At 58.3% G+C, this 12,602-nt stretch carries 14 protein-coding genes and 1 tRNA gene; 5 read left to right on the top strand and 10 right to left on the bottom strand.

The window, feature by feature from the left end:
• Positions 1 to 43: 43 nt before the first annotated feature.
• Positions 44 to 355 (bottom strand): hypothetical protein, encoded by a 312-nt coding sequence (locus ACR0ER_RS02905; protein WP_480767645.1) that lies wholly within the window; start codon positions 353 to 355, stop codon positions 44 to 46.
• Positions 336 to 1,109 carry a 23S rRNA (guanosine(2251)-2'-O)-methyltransferase RlmB gene (gene rlmB / locus ACR0ER_RS02900; protein ID WP_480767644.1) on the bottom strand — a complete coding sequence of 258 codons (774 nt, stop codon included), beginning with the start codon at positions 1,107 to 1,109 and terminating at the stop codon, positions 336 to 338. The genes ACR0ER_RS02905 and rlmB overlap by 20 nt, the downstream gene beginning before the upstream one ends.
• 116 nt (positions 1,110 to 1,225) lie before the next feature.
• On the opposite strand from rlmB, the gene ACR0ER_RS02895 reads away from it, so the two are divergent.
• A tRNA-Tyr gene (locus tag ACR0ER_RS02895) sits at positions 1,226 to 1,309 on the top strand.
• Between the two features lie 34 nt (positions 1,310 to 1,343).
• On the opposite strand, the gene ACR0ER_RS02890 is transcribed toward ACR0ER_RS02895, so the two are convergent.
• The 4 genes from ACR0ER_RS02890 to ACR0ER_RS02875 all read right to left on the bottom strand — a co-directional run bounded on the left by ACR0ER_RS02890 (position 1,344) and on the right by ACR0ER_RS02875 (position 5,052).
• Positions 1,344 to 2,462 carry an alanine racemase gene (locus tag ACR0ER_RS02890; RefSeq protein ID WP_480767643.1) on the bottom strand — a complete coding sequence of 373 codons (1,119 nt, stop codon included), beginning with the start codon at positions 2,460 to 2,462 and terminating at the stop codon, positions 1,344 to 1,346.
• Complete coding sequence (locus ACR0ER_RS02885; protein ID WP_480767642.1) at positions 2,459 to 3,706, bottom strand: D-arabinono-1,4-lactone oxidase; 1,248 nt, start codon at positions 3,704 to 3,706, stop codon at positions 2,459 to 2,461. Before ACR0ER_RS02885 ends, ACR0ER_RS02890 begins: the two co-directional genes overlap by 4 nt.
• 87 nt (positions 3,707 to 3,793) lie before the next feature.
• Positions 3,794 to 4,315 carry a DUF2478 domain-containing protein gene (locus ACR0ER_RS02880; RefSeq protein ID WP_480767641.1) on the bottom strand — a complete coding sequence of 174 codons (522 nt, stop codon included), beginning with the start codon at positions 4,313 to 4,315 and terminating at the stop codon, positions 3,794 to 3,796.
• A gap of 71 nt (positions 4,316 to 4,386) precedes the next feature.
• On the bottom strand, positions 4,387 to 5,052 hold the full coding sequence (locus tag ACR0ER_RS02875) for an NnrU family protein (protein WP_480767640.1): 666 nt from the start codon (positions 5,050 to 5,052) through the stop codon (positions 4,387 to 4,389).
• Positions 5,053 to 5,202: 150 nt separating this feature from the next.
• Here ACR0ER_RS02875 and ACR0ER_RS02870 point away from each other — a divergent pair, with 150 nt between their 5' ends.
• Complete coding sequence (locus tag ACR0ER_RS02870) at positions 5,203 to 5,865, top strand: DNA-3-methyladenine glycosylase I (RefSeq protein ID WP_480767639.1); 663 nt, start codon at positions 5,203 to 5,205, stop codon at positions 5,863 to 5,865.
• 58 nt (positions 5,866 to 5,923) lie between these two features.
• Positions 5,924 to 6,592, top strand: a complete 669-nt coding sequence (locus tag ACR0ER_RS02865) for a hypothetical protein (protein WP_480767638.1) — start codon at positions 5,924 to 5,926, stop codon at positions 6,590 to 6,592.
• Positions 6,593 to 6,595: 3 nt separating this feature from the next.
• Here the strand turns inward: ACR0ER_RS02865 and ACR0ER_RS02860 are convergent, their stop codons facing one another.
• A complete protein-coding gene (locus ACR0ER_RS02860) occupies positions 6,596 to 7,000 on the bottom strand; it encodes a c-type cytochrome (RefSeq protein ID WP_170331637.1) in 405 nt (134 codons plus the stop codon).
• Between the two features lie 92 nt (positions 7,001 to 7,092).
• Between ACR0ER_RS02860 and ACR0ER_RS02855 the strand changes: the two genes are divergently transcribed.
• A complete protein-coding gene (locus tag ACR0ER_RS02855; protein WP_170331639.1) occupies positions 7,093 to 7,530 on the top strand; it encodes a DMT family transporter in 438 nt (145 codons plus the stop codon).
• On the opposite strand, the gene ACR0ER_RS02850 is transcribed toward ACR0ER_RS02855, so the two are convergent.
• Positions 7,514 to 8,200: an ABC transporter ATP-binding protein gene (locus tag ACR0ER_RS02850; protein ID WP_480767637.1), complete on the bottom strand. Its 687-nt coding sequence runs from the start codon at positions 8,198 to 8,200 to the stop codon at positions 7,514 to 7,516. The two genes, ACR0ER_RS02855 and ACR0ER_RS02850, sit on opposite strands and share 17 nt — an antisense overlap.
• Positions 8,193 to 9,488 carry a lipoprotein-releasing ABC transporter permease subunit gene (locus ACR0ER_RS02845; RefSeq protein ID WP_480767636.1) on the bottom strand — a complete coding sequence of 432 codons (1,296 nt, stop codon included), beginning with the start codon at positions 9,486 to 9,488 and terminating at the stop codon, positions 8,193 to 8,195. The genes ACR0ER_RS02850 and ACR0ER_RS02845 overlap by 8 nt, the downstream gene beginning before the upstream one ends.
• 384 nt (positions 9,489 to 9,872) lie before the next feature.
• Between ACR0ER_RS02845 and ACR0ER_RS02840 the strand changes: the two genes are divergently transcribed.
• Positions 9,873 to 10,232 (top strand): hypothetical protein, encoded by a 360-nt coding sequence (locus ACR0ER_RS02840; RefSeq protein WP_480767635.1) that lies wholly within the window; start codon positions 9,873 to 9,875, stop codon positions 10,230 to 10,232.
• 860 nt (positions 10,233 to 11,092) lie between these two features.
• Here the strand turns inward: ACR0ER_RS02840 and proS are convergent.
• On the bottom strand, positions 11,093 to 12,439 hold the full coding sequence (gene proS, locus ACR0ER_RS02835; protein ID WP_170331647.1) for a proline--tRNA ligase: 1,347 nt from the start codon (positions 12,437 to 12,439) through the stop codon (positions 11,093 to 11,095).
• Between the last annotated feature and the right edge of the window lie 163 nt (positions 12,440 to 12,602).

The raw sequence follows: 12,602 nt of genomic DNA, 5'->3' as shown, positions 1-12,602 counted from the left end.
CATTTAACGGGGTTGTGATCACCTGTGTCGCACCTGCGCCACGTCAGTCAAAGATATCCTCGATCACATCCCACGCTTCATCCAGTACCCGCGAGAACACACCCTTGTTCTTTTTCTTCTTTTTCTTATGCGATCCCGCAAATTTTCCCATATCGCGCTTTGTCTGCTTTTCGACCAGTTTGCGCTTGGGCACCATCTTGAGGTCATGCAACGGCGCACCGCAGCTTGAACAGCTTAACTCGTGACGTTGCTTTCCCTTCAGGACAAGCGCAGCACGGGTCCCGCAATAGCAGCAGGTGGCGATTTTCGACGGGCTGGAAATGAGACTCTCCTGTCTATCTGTGCCTTGAGGCATATAGGGCGATCGCGGCAGCATTTGAGACGTTGAGGGAACCAAACCCGCCCGCTGCGTCGATTTTCACCAGAAAGTCCACAGTTTCCTTGGTTTTTTGCCGCAGACCCGGCCCTTCAGCCCCCAGCACCAACGCGACAGGCTGGTCCAGTTTTCCGCCCAGTGCCATTTCGATGGTGGAATCCGCTTCACCATCCAGACCCAGCACCAGAAATCCCATATTCTGCAGTTCGACGATGGCATCGGCCAGATTGCGGACCCTCAGGTAGGGCTGACGCTCCAGCGCGCCACTGGCGGTCTTAGCCAGCGCACCGGTTTCCGGTGCCGAATGGTGCCGCGTGCCGATCACCGCACTGGCCCCCAGAACTTCGGCCGAGCGCAGAATCGCACCGACATTGTGCGGGTCGGTCACACGATCCAACAGAATCACGCGGGGGTGTTCGCGCCCGATGCAATTCTCGGCCAGCCCGCCCCAGTCCAGCGGTTTGACCTCAAGAGCTGCACCCTGATGCACGGACCCCGGATCAATCGGCGCGGTGAATTTGCGCGGGTCGACCATTTCGGCCTCGATCCCAGCGAATTCAATCGCTTCGGCCAGCTTGTCTTGCGCATTTCGCGTCACAATCAAGCGCAGTTTCTGCCGCTTGGGGTTCATCAAAGCATCGCGCACGGCGTGCAGACCAAACAGCCAGACGGTTTCCGCAGCAGCCGCTTTGCGCGCCTGTTCCTTTTCAACGACCCACTTGGGTTTCTTCATTTCTTGGGCCTCCTGGCCGGGAATTCGGTTTCCTGCGTCAAAGCGGTATTTTCCTGTTGACGCTCCTTTAAGGCGCTAGTAATCACGCCTCCACGTCAGGTGCAACGCCTGACAGTGGGCGACAGGCCGCAAGGTGTGGCAGGGGACTGTAACTCCCTCGCGGAGACGCACGCCTGGTTCGATTCCAGGGTCGCCCACCATCTTTCTCAGATGGTGACAAAGTGCAACCGGCCGTTAATTCGGCAGGCATTCCCATTCTGCGACCACCTGATTGCCCCGGACCGCCAGAATGACCCCGAACTGGTTCAGCACCGCCTCGCTTTGGCTTGGGCGCAACAGGGCTATGTCACCGGGCTTGACGGTAGCGGCTGGAGGACCTGTCCAGACCTCCTGATTGCTCGACCGCCCGAACACCGGCGAATAGCCAAATCCGTTGGGGAATACAGGCTTGGCCGGGAAATATCCTCCGAAAATCGCAAGATCGGTTTTTCGCCGGGCCAGAAAATCAAACCCAGGCAGCGAGTTATCCGGCATGGCTTTCAGAATCGGCGTCGCGATGAACGCCGCGGGTTGAAAGCCTTGAGTTGTGGCGTGGCCGAAATCCGTGGGTTTTACCAATACCGAACCGAAAGCAATTTCGGTAGCGTTATCCCCTGCGCGATAGGACTGAAACGTCAGGCTGCCACCGGTGTTCAGGCATAGCCCCTTGCCCCTGTTCGGCAAACCAGAAACGGCGAGATCGAACGCGTCTGCACAGGCCCGAACGGCACGCTTGCGCAGGAAACCCGGCAGTTTGGCCAAATGCGCCTCGTACCCCATTACACCGGACAGTCGCGCATTGGGGTTGGCGTCGATTTTCTGCGCAATTTCTGCCACGTGCTCGGGCTGGAATCCGCCCCGATGCAGGCCGATATCAACTTCCAGTGACAGATGCAGGACCGCCTGCCGATCCGCTGCAAGGGCCAGATATGCATGCAGCCGTTCCGGAGAATCGATCAACCACTGAACGCGTGCGGAGGCATCTGGACATTCCGACAAAACCCGCGCGACTGAGTTGACGGGGAGCGGCTTGCCGATCAAGTGATCCGTCATAGGCTCGGCCTGCAAAAGAGCCCGCAGCATCGGTTCGGAAAAGGTCATCAGGCCCGAGATCGATATCTGCCCCCGTATGTGATTCAACAGCGGCAGACAGGGCAAAGACTTGGCGACCAGACGGCGATCCAACCCGGCATCTGAACCGTTGACGGTAAGGGCGCAGTTCGCCTCAAGCCGATCCAGATCGACCACGGCGACCGGTTTGTCCACACCATAGGCGCGCAGGGCTTCGGACAGGGTTTGCAGATACTCACTCATGGCCGAAACAGCTTGGCCAAAGCGGGGGTCAGGAACTTGCCGCCAGGATCCAGCTGTTCTCGCCGCGCGCAGAAGAGGTCGAAATCCGGATATATTCCCGAGAGCTCCTTGTGGGTCAGACTGTGCATCTTGCCCCAGTGTGGACGCCCTCCTGCCTCCACAAACAACGACTCCAGCGCGTCGAAATACCTGCGGTGATCTTCCCTCGCGTCCGTATGAACGGCAATCGAAGTCCGCGGACCGCCCTGAAATGGAGATAGACAGGCCGTGTCCCCAGCGGTCTGGCGCACCTCAATCGGGAAATAGATATCCTTGTGATCGCGGTGCAGACGGGTGATGACCTCTTGCAGCACATCCCCGGCCACGTCTGGCGGCAGGTGATATTCCATCTCGTTGAAGCGAATGTGACGGTCGCTGCACAGAACTCGCCAGCTTTCGCCTACATAGTCTTCGTCCGATTGCGCCAGGGTCAGCAGCTTCAGCAGCATACTACGGAGCCCGCCGCTGAACTTGCCTGCATTCCGCGCCAGTTTCAGCACTTTGACGGCGATCATGTCCAGATCACGCGGCGCCGTACTTTCGGGCGCATCGGACAGGTCGTGGCGGATTTCAACGGCCTTGCCGGTGAAAGGGATGTAGAAAAACTCGAAATTCCGGTTCTCGGCCCAGTTCTGATGCATATTAGCCAGGCTGTCCTGCAGATCGGCCAACCGCACCCGGCGGCGCAAATTGTATTTCGGCACGACCGAGATTTGCGTCTCGGTCAGAACGCCCAGCATCCCCAGCGTGACCTGTGCCATCTCAAGCGGGACGTCGTCGGTGGACAGGACATCCCCACCCGCGGTGATCAGCTTCGCGGCGGTAATCTCTGCCGAAAGACAGGGCAGCGTGCGCCCGGTCCCGTGCGTCGCGGTCGAAGCCGCCCCGGCCAGCGATTGCGCGTTGATGTCGCCAAGATTGCGAAAGGCCAGCCCTTGCGCGGCCAGCGCCGGAGACAGATCCCTCAGCCGCGCATTTGCATTGACCCAGATGCGGTCACCAACCCCGTCGCCCAAAGTCGGTAAATCCAGCTTGGACAGGTCCAAAATCCGGTCCCCGCCCGCAACGATGGGTGTAAAGGAATGCCCTGCCCCGACGACGCGCAGGCTGGACGATTCCGCCATCGCCTGTTGCAATTCGGAAATCGTGCTGGGGCGCGTGATCGCCGTATCCGCGCTCTGGTTTCCGGCCCAGTTGGTCCACATGTGCTGCCTCCTCCGAGGTCAGAGGATTGCAGTACATGCAGGCTGAAACAAGTCAGGTTTACAGTGCGTTACCCAACGAAACTTACGTCAGGCTGCAGCTACACGCTGCGCCGTAACGCGATCGAACCATTCGGTAACGGCCTCGACGCTGGGGCTGATTTGTTCAGCCGCACCTCCGGTGAACTCCTGAAACTTTTCAGTATTCAGACCATTCACGCCAACCAAAACAGGGATATCCTGCGCCAGCGCCTCGGCGATCACCGGGCGAAACCCACGCCCGTCAGCCTCGTGCTTGCCGAACTTATTGATGATCAGCAGCTGCGGTGCATCTTCGAGCGAGTTGGTGACATATCCCACCGCCTGCTCCAACGCCGCAGGGTCCAGACGGCAGCCGCGCGCATGTTCACCCAAGGATTGCGAGATACGGATGGTCTCTCCGTCCGGCAGAACGCGCACGTCCATGTCGCATTTGCTGCTGTCGGCGCATTCGGTGTTGGTTTGAACCACACCGGCCAGATGGGCTCCGGCGGCCTGCAGATGCTCGGCAACGGCGCTCAGCAAGCGGTCGGTGGCGCCCCGTTCGGTGGTGGTGACATAGGCCAGATACATTGAAAGACCCTCTCAGTCCAAAGTGTGACATTCCAGATAGCACGCAAGACCCTGTACGGCCACTCCCCGCGTTACGGTAACGGGGATAGGCCGATCACAGGCGCGTGCAGATGAAGCAGAGCCGCAAAGGCGGCAAGTGAAACCAGCCAAACCCACAGGCTGGGCCAGGGGCGCGGAGCCCGCAGCGAAAATCGCGCGGTATTGCGGGACAAGCGTGTCCATTCGATCCCCATCTCACGCTCTTTACGACGGTCGATCAAGGCCATGCCCAGCGCGGCGAATCCAGCGAACAGACCGAACAGAATGACATGAGACAGGCTGCCATTGGCCAGCAAATGCGCCAGCGCCCACAGCATCAGCGCCGCCAGCAAAGGGTGGCGCGTCACACGCAGGATGCCGGGGTTTTCCGGATCGAATGGGCGGTGCCCCAAGCCGCCGAAGGAAAACGGGTTCTGGATCGACATCCCGGCTACGGCCAGCCAGCACACCACCGGCATCACCAGTAGTGGCACCCAGCGCAGTACGGGGAACGGCGGGATAACCTCGACATAAGGCGCCTGTGCGGCGGCGACGATCAACCAGCCGAGCACAAGCAGCGACAACACAGAATACGCCGCGAAATACGTCCTACGCCCCATCACCTCGATCAATCGGCCGCGCATCGCGGGCCGCGCCGGAATCATGTGCGTCAGCAGAAATGTAACAAGCGCAGCAAGGAAAAGGCCCCAACCCAGCATTTCAATCTCCGTAAGTGGTGCCTTGGTTTACGCCCCTGATACGGGTTGGTCTTTGTCCGAAATCAAGTCGGACGCTCAAGCAGTATTCGGACAAGAACCAGAGCTTGCAACCCGGCGACGAACACGCGACCCTGCCGTCGGAGGACTCCGATGCACCATTTCGATGAAATTTTTACCATGGCTGCCGACCGCCACGGCGGGCCTGACGCTTTGGAGGCAAAGCTAAGCAAACCCAAAACTGCAGCCGAGCTTGCCGCTATGCCGGATGATCGCTGGCTTTCGGTCATCACAAAATGCATCTTCCAGGCTGGGTTCAACTGGAAGGTCATAGAAAACAAGTGGGATGGGTTTGAGACCGCCTTTGACGGCTTTGACGTTGGTCGCTGCGCTTTTATGGATGATGAGAAGTTCGACTCGCTGTTGCAGGACACCCGCATCGTTCGCAACGGCACCAAGATAGCAACCGTCCGGGACAATGCCGCGTTTCTGCTGGAGTTGAGACAGGAAGGCGGGGTCGGTCAAATTCTGGGTGGCTGGCCTTCGACCGACTATATCGGCCTGTTGGCCATGCTGGGCAAACGCGGGTCACGCCTGGGCGGGGCCTCGGCCCAATATGCCATGCGCTTTGTCGGGCGCGATAGTTTCATCCTGTCGCGCGATGTCACAGCACGGTTGGTTGCCGAAGGTGTGGTCGATAAGGCGCCCGGTTCAAAAAAGGCGATGGCGGCGGTGCAGGATGCCTTTAACACATGGATGAACCAATCCGGTCGCTCCCTGACGGAAATAAGCCGGGTATTGGCGATGAGCCTGTAAAACCGGTTGCAGCGAGAGCGCTTCACATTAGGCTTTGAATATGGCTTGGCGCATTTTGATGACGTTTCTTTTCCTGCTCACCTCCTGCGGGCGACCGCTGACGGATCAGGAACGCGCCTTTGCCGGTGCTGTTCAGGGAGAGACGTTGAATCTCGACCGTGTGCGTCTGGTCGAAGGTGCCCCGGTTGCGCCAATCACTTTCTACCGCAAGGAACGCCCGCGCCTCGCCTGCCGGGAACGTATCCTGCCACCCCCGACCGAGGGCGTCGTAACTGCAAAACCCGCCGCCGTTGCCCTGTTCAACAAGGTCTATTTCACGCGCGACTGGTATCTTGAGGACTACATGTCCGACTTCCCCCAGCAGATGAATCTGATTGCCGCGATGTTGCTGGCGCATGAATTAACCCACGTCTGGCAATGGCAGAACCGTAAAACCACCGGCTATCACCCGTTGCGGGCCGCGGCCGAACATGGCGGCAACAAGGACCCATATCTCTTTGATCTGAACACGTCGTCCGATTTTCTGACCTACGGGTTCGAGCAACAGGGCGCGATTGTCGAAGAATATGTCTGTTGCAGGGCGCTGGACCCAAAGGCCCCGCGCACTCAGCGTCTGCATGACATGCTAGGTGCGCATTTCGATCTCTCAGCACTGCCAGACCAACCGCGCGAGCGTGACATCGTAATTCCCTGGAGTGGTGCGGAAATCGACGGGATTTGCCACTAACGCCTACTGCTTCTGCAGTGTCTCCAGATAAGCGACCAGATCAACGATCGGTTGGCTGGTCAGGATCGGTTGCCCCTCGGGCGTTTTCATCGAGGTGTCCTGACCGTCGAAGTAAGGCCCATAGACCGGCATCGGGCTGCCGTGGCTGACCAGCGGGTCGCGCCCGTCGATCCGCCCTACGACGCGGGCGGTTGGAAACACGCCGTCTTCCCCGGTCAGTTTGGTCAGGTCGACTGGTTGAATAACCAGCACACCTGCCATCGGGCCATGCCCGGTGGCATCAATCCCATGACACGTCGCGCAGTAGTGCCGATACAGCTCGGCACCCGTCTCGACATCCTGAGCATTGGCTTGCGTCGCCAGAGCCAGCAGTCCTATTGAAACTGCATTCCGTATCGGTCCGATCATCATATCCTCCTGCCCCGATTGACATTTACAGGCTTGCCCGAGGGCCAGCTTGCCGCAATGATCCAGATCAACGCAGCAGGAGGATACAGGCAATGACACAATACGCAGCCATCATGCTGGCCGCCGGGATTGGCGTGCCGATCCTTGCGGCGTTGAACGCGGCTTTGGGTCGGCTGATTGAGTCACCAACCACCGCTGCCGTTGTCCTGTTCGCAATCGCTTTCGGCGCTTCCGCGCTGGTGATGGTTCTGTTTCCAGGCTTCGGGGCGCTGTCCAAAATCGCGCAAGCCCCGAAACATCTGCTGCTGGCTGGCGTCCTGATTGCCTTCTACGTGCTTTCGATAACCCATGTCGCACCGCATTTCGGCGTCGGAAACGCGGTGTTCTTTGTCCTGTTGGGGCAGTTGATCAGCACCGCCGCAATCGACCATTTCGGCCTGTTCGGGGCACAGGTCACCCCGCTGACATGGATACGCGCTGGCGGCATCGCCGTTATGGCTGCAGGGGTCGCCATTACTCAACTGGCTTGAGCACACCCCCGTCCAGCCGCAATTTGCGATCCATCCGGGCCGCAAGTTCAATGTTATGAGTCGCAATCAACGCTGAAAGCCCCTCGTCCCGGACCAGCGCCATCAGCGCGTCGAATACTTGATCTGAAGTTTCTGGGTCCAAGTTCCCTGTTGGTTCATCCGCCAGCAGGACGCGCGGTTTGTTGGCCAGCGCTCGGCAGAAGGCCACACGCTGTTGCTCGCCCCCGGACAAGGCCGCAGGGCGGTGGTCCGCACGCGCCGCGACGCCGACACGGTCCAGCAGAGACATCGCCCTGTCTTGCGCCGCTTTTTCCGAAACACCATTGGCCAGTTGCGGCAGGGTGATGTTTTCCAACGCGGTGAATTCCGGCAGCAAATGGTGGAACTGATAAACAAACCCCACATCCCGCCGCCGTAGAGCAGTGCGGGTCCGGTCGCCCTTGCCCGTCGCACTCTGCCCAGCGATCTCAACCGAGCCATGATCGGGCGTGTCCAGCAGACCAGCGATGTGCAGCAGTGTCGATTTACCTGCGCCAGAGGGCGCAACCAGCGCGACCGCCTCACCCGCGCACAGTTCTAAATCGGCACCACGCAGCACCTGAACCTCGCCTGGCGTGCCTTTCAGATAGGTCTTGGTCAGACCATCCAGCCGCATCGTCACATCATTCATAGCGCAGCGCCTCAACCGGGTTCAGCCGCGCCGCGCGGCGGGCGGGGAAATAGGTGACAAAAAAGGACAGGCCCAGAGAAAGCCCAATAGCCTTGAGCACATCTGACAGGTGCAACTCAGCGGGCAAAGCGTAAATTCCACGGATGGAGGGGTCCCAGACACCGCCGCCCATGACAAAGTTCACGAAGCTGAAAATCGGGTCGATATAGATCGCGAACAGACACCCCAGAACCACGCCCATCACCGTGCCAATAATCCCCGTGAATGCTCCGCAGATAAAGAACACTCGCAGGACCGACCCTTCGCTCAGGCCGATAGTGCGCAAGATGCCTATATCGCGCCCCTTGTTCTTCACCAGCATTATGAGGCCCGAGACAATGTTCATCGCCGCGATCAGAACGAGGATCGACAGGATGATGAACATCACGTTGTCTTCTACTTCCAACGCCCGCAGGAACCCGCCCGAAGCGTCCTGCCATGTCCAGATCTGACTGCGCTCGCCAGCGGCCTCAAGTATCGGAATCACGATCGGATTCAGTTCTTCGGGGCGTTCGACCATGACCTCAATCTCATCAGCCACGCCTTCGCGATTGAAAAAGCTCTGCGCCTGCTCGAACGGCATGTAGACGCGCGTGCGGTCGATGTCGTAGCGCCCGGCAGAGAACACATAGACCACCCGATAGGCGCTGACTCGCGGTGAGGTGCCAAAGGCGGTCTTTACACCGTTGGGCGAGGTCAGCTTGACCGTATCCCCCACCGTGGCACCAATGCTGCGCGCAACGCCCGAACCGATGGCAATGACGAACTCCTCATTCTGGAATTCGGACAGATCACCCGCCGCCTGTTCGCTTTCGGCAATACCCGGCAGGTCCAACAGATCGTCAGGTTGGATGCCAAATACCTCGACCCCACTGCTGCGTTCGCGATTAGTGATCAGCACCTGCCCCTTGACCAGCGGCGCCGCACGAACCACGCCCGGCACCTGCGCAATCCGGTCGGCCACACTGTCAAAATCTTCGATCGTGCGGTCCAGACGCCCCTGCGCATCCAAGCTCCCCGCCGAGTAGACCGTGACATGCGCATTGGCCCCCAGGATCGTACCCACGAATTCAGACCGGAACCCCGACCGCACCGCCAGCGTGGCAATCAGCGCGAACACGGCCAGTGTGATCCCGATCAGCGAAATCCACGTCATCACGCTGACGCCACCTTCGGCGCGGCGCGCGCGCAGGTACCGCCAGGCGATCTTCCATTCGAATGGGGCAAAGGGCGGGGGCGTTTTGGCCATGTCTGCTCCGGTGTTTTCGTTTGGCGCGACCCTTTCGGCATTTCGCCAGATGGTCAAGCTGGTTATGCCCATCGTTTACTAGGACGAGCGACCTTACGACCTGTGCGGAACCCAAGACACAGCGAATCACACCCGAAACGAACCCGCACGCTCTGGCAAAAGGAGATAGCGATTCCAAAGGTTACACCTTTGGTTGTGACACCGTTCACAGACAAGCCCCAATTGTTTCAGCTATGAAGTCAATATGGTCGTTGCACGAGAAAATGAACTCAAAATGCAACATTAATTAAGCAATATTATTTCATCTTTTGCTTATTTTGTGAAACTTTGTCACCCTAGGAGAAGGGGGACAGTATTTAACCAATTTAAGAGCGGGGGTCGCTCATGTTTGTAAAGAGTAATACCGAAATGTTGGACCCGATTTTGGTCCCAAACGCATCTTCAGAACTGGATTGCGAAACTGCTGCGCTTTTGCGTGCAACAATGCGCCCACTTTTTGCCACAGCGCCAAGTTGGGCAAGTTTGACCGATATCCTGAAAAACAAAGGCTATCGCTTGGCTTTCCGTCAGGGGCGATTGTGCGTCACAGATCGCGCAACCGACGCACGGGTCTGTGGTTTGCGTTTTCTGGGCTTTGAATTCAGGGACTTGGTCAGACGTCTTGGACGTCCGATCGTGGTACCACGCGGCAACGGTGCGGATGGAGATATTCTGGCAGAACGGCCAGAACCGCACCGCACCTAAAAGGCCCGGAAGAACTGCACCTTTCAGTGCAAGAACTTCGGTTATCCGAGGCACGTGGCGTGGTGAATTTAGATCATGCACTCGGGTAGTTGTTTCGAACATCAAATGACCGCAGATTGCCTAACCCACAAAGTGGTTCCACGCGCCACGTCTGTAGTTCTACCCGCAACGTTACTTTCAGACTATAACAAGTAGACTTTCCACGGTTGCGCTGGTTCCGAGACCATTACAACAAATTTTCCCGAAACCTAAGGCAACGGACCTATTGGGAACCGGTTCAACCTGCCGGCTGCGAAGTGTGTTATTCCACCAAAATCGGCGGGGACTTCTATCGCACCTTATCGGGATTTCGAGAGCAGTCTTAGTCGGATCAGTTCGGAATCTTTAAAAACGGAACGCGAAACAAAATCAAATGGACTTCGTACTCCAACGAGAAGAGGCTTCTTCCGCCCCTTCTGCCGAAAACACTATTTCCAAAGCAAATACCCGGGTCGATCCGAACCAATCTCGTCACGGTTAATTTGCAAACCGTCAGAAAAAGGCAGTTCTTCTTCTGAGAAAACACTGCATATCCCGAGGGCAAATCTCTGCCGCGCGGTTCATGACGTCATGATGACTTTTTGCCCCTTAAACCGTCTGTAGCCGAGATGGGGCCCATCTCAAATTCAGCTATCGGTTCTTTCGACGACACAATCTTTCCATTGGTCGGTGCCCCGCCCCGAAAAACACGGCCAATGACTTCGTTGCTTTTGGGCGGCTACAAGCGCCGCCCATTTAGCCTCGACAACTCCTCGGTCACTGAGGCTGCGCGGTAGCGCAGCAAGAAAAACCGGAATCCATTGAAGACTGGAACAACCTTTTCAAGCGTTGTTTGCGCGTTGATAAATCTCGGCGATCTTGGTCACAGCCGCCTCGGGGCTCAGTTCTTCGCTTTCACCGGTGCGGCGGCTGGTCAGTTCGACCACGCCGTTTTTAAGGCCGCGCGGGCCAACGGTGATGCGCCACGGCAGGCCGATCAAATCCATGGTGGCGAACTTGCCCCCTGCCCGCTCGTTGCGGTCGTCATACAGCGGCTCCAGCCCCAGCGCGGTCAGCGCGCCATAGAGTTTCTCGCACGCCGCATCCGCTTCTTCGTCACCTTGCTTGAGGTTGACGATACCGCAATGGAACGGCGTCACTCCCTCGGGCCAGATGATGCCTTTGTCGTCATGGCTGGCCTCGATGATCGCGCCGATCAGGCGGCTGACGCCGATGCCGTGGCTACCCATATGGACGGGCGTTGGTTTGCCATCGGGGCCTTGCACGGTCGCGCCCATCGCCTCGGAATACTTGGTGCCGAAGTAGAAGATCTGGCCTACTTCGATCCCGCGCGCCACGCGGCGACGCTCTTCGGGGACCTGGTTGAACAGCGCCTCGTCATGGGTTTCGTCCGTGCGAGCGTATTTCGAGGTGAACTCTTCCAGAATGGCCTGGCACTGTTCACGGCTGTCATAGTCGATCTGACGGTCGCCAAAGGTCAGGTCGGTGACGGCGCTGTCATAGAACACCTCGGACTCGCCGGTATCGGCCAGCACCAGGAATTCATGCGTGTCATCGCCACCGATGGGGCCGGAATCGGCGCGCATCGGAATGGCCTGCAGGCCCATCCGCTCATAGGTGCGCAGATAGCTGACCAGATGGCGGTTATAGGCGTGCAGCGCGTCTTCTTTGGTCAGGTCGAAGTTGTAGCCGTCCTTCATGTAGAACTCGCGGCCCCGCATCACGCCGAAGCGCGGGCGGATTTCATCGCGGAATTTCCACTGGATTTGATACAGGGTCAGCGGCAGATCCTTGTAGCTGCTGACATGGCCGCGGAAGATATCGGTGACCAGTTCTTCGGCAGTAGGAGTGAAAAGCATATCACGGTCATGCCGATCCTTCATGCGCAGCATTTCCTGACCATAATCGTCATACCGCCCGGATTCACGCCACAGGTCCGCCGACTGGATAATGGGCATCTGGATCGCAATATGGCCCGCGCGCGCCTGCTCTTCGTGGATGATGTTTTCCAGCTTGCGCAGAACCTTGAAGCCTAGCGGAAGCCACGAATAGATCCCGGCAGAAGCTTGCTTGATCATTCCGGCACGCAGCATCAGCCGGTGGCTGACGATCTGGGCCTCGGAGGGGTTTTCCTTGAGAACGGGCAGAAAGTAACGGCTGAGGCGCATTGTTTGACCTTCAAAGGTGAGAATTCGACTTCAAAGTTGCTTATGCCAAAGCCCCGCCGGGGGCAATCGTGCTTTGGTGATTTTGCGACCTCAGGTCAGTCGGTTTTTTGATTGACCCGCCAGTTAGGGTTTCCAATTGTAGCGGGAAAGTGAATCCCATGAG

Source organism: Ruegeria sp. CH8, assembly GCF_056536985.1.
Note: the sequence above shows the minus strand (reverse complement) of the source record. Positions and strands in the feature narration are given on the sequence as shown.

Excerpts from the sequence above, each read along its gene's own strand:
- ACR0ER_RS02905 (WP_480767645.1), bottom strand. The coding sequence starts at position 355 with ATGCCTCAAGGCACAGATAGACAGGAGAGTCTCATTTCCAGCCCGTCG.
- rlmB (WP_480767644.1), bottom strand. The coding sequence starts at position 1,109 with ATGAAGAAACCCAAGTGGGTCGTTGAAAAGGAACAGGCGCGCAAAGCG.
- ACR0ER_RS02890 (WP_480767643.1), bottom strand. The coding sequence starts at position 2,462 with ATGAGTGAGTATCTGCAAACCCTGTCCGAAGCCCTGCGCGCCTATGGT.
- ACR0ER_RS02885 (WP_480767642.1), bottom strand. The coding sequence starts at position 3,706 with ATGTGGACCAACTGGGCCGGAAACCAGAGCGCGGATACGGCGATCACG.
- ACR0ER_RS02880 (WP_480767641.1), bottom strand. The coding sequence starts at position 4,315 with ATGTATCTGGCCTATGTCACCACCACCGAACGGGGCGCCACCGACCGC.
- ACR0ER_RS02875 (WP_480767640.1), bottom strand. The coding sequence starts at position 5,052 with ATGCTGGGTTGGGGCCTTTTCCTTGCTGCGCTTGTTACATTTCTGCTG.
- ACR0ER_RS02870 (WP_480767639.1), top strand. The coding sequence starts at position 5,203 with ATGCACCATTTCGATGAAATTTTTACCATGGCTGCCGACCGCCACGGC.
- ACR0ER_RS02865 (WP_480767638.1), top strand. The coding sequence starts at position 5,924 with ATGACGTTTCTTTTCCTGCTCACCTCCTGCGGGCGACCGCTGACGGAT.
- ACR0ER_RS02860 (WP_170331637.1), bottom strand. The coding sequence starts at position 7,000 with ATGATCGGACCGATACGGAATGCAGTTTCAATAGGACTGCTGGCTCTG.
- ACR0ER_RS02855 (WP_170331639.1), top strand. The coding sequence starts at position 7,093 with ATGACACAATACGCAGCCATCATGCTGGCCGCCGGGATTGGCGTGCCG.
- ACR0ER_RS02850 (WP_480767637.1), bottom strand. The coding sequence starts at position 8,200 with ATGAATGATGTGACGATGCGGCTGGATGGTCTGACCAAGACCTATCTG.
- ACR0ER_RS02845 (WP_480767636.1), bottom strand. The coding sequence starts at position 9,488 with ATGGCCAAAACGCCCCCGCCCTTTGCCCCATTCGAATGGAAGATCGCC.
- ACR0ER_RS02840 (WP_480767635.1), top strand. The coding sequence starts at position 9,873 with ATGTTTGTAAAGAGTAATACCGAAATGTTGGACCCGATTTTGGTCCCA.
- proS (WP_170331647.1), bottom strand. The coding sequence starts at position 12,439 with ATGCGCCTCAGCCGTTACTTTCTGCCCGTTCTCAAGGAAAACCCCTCC.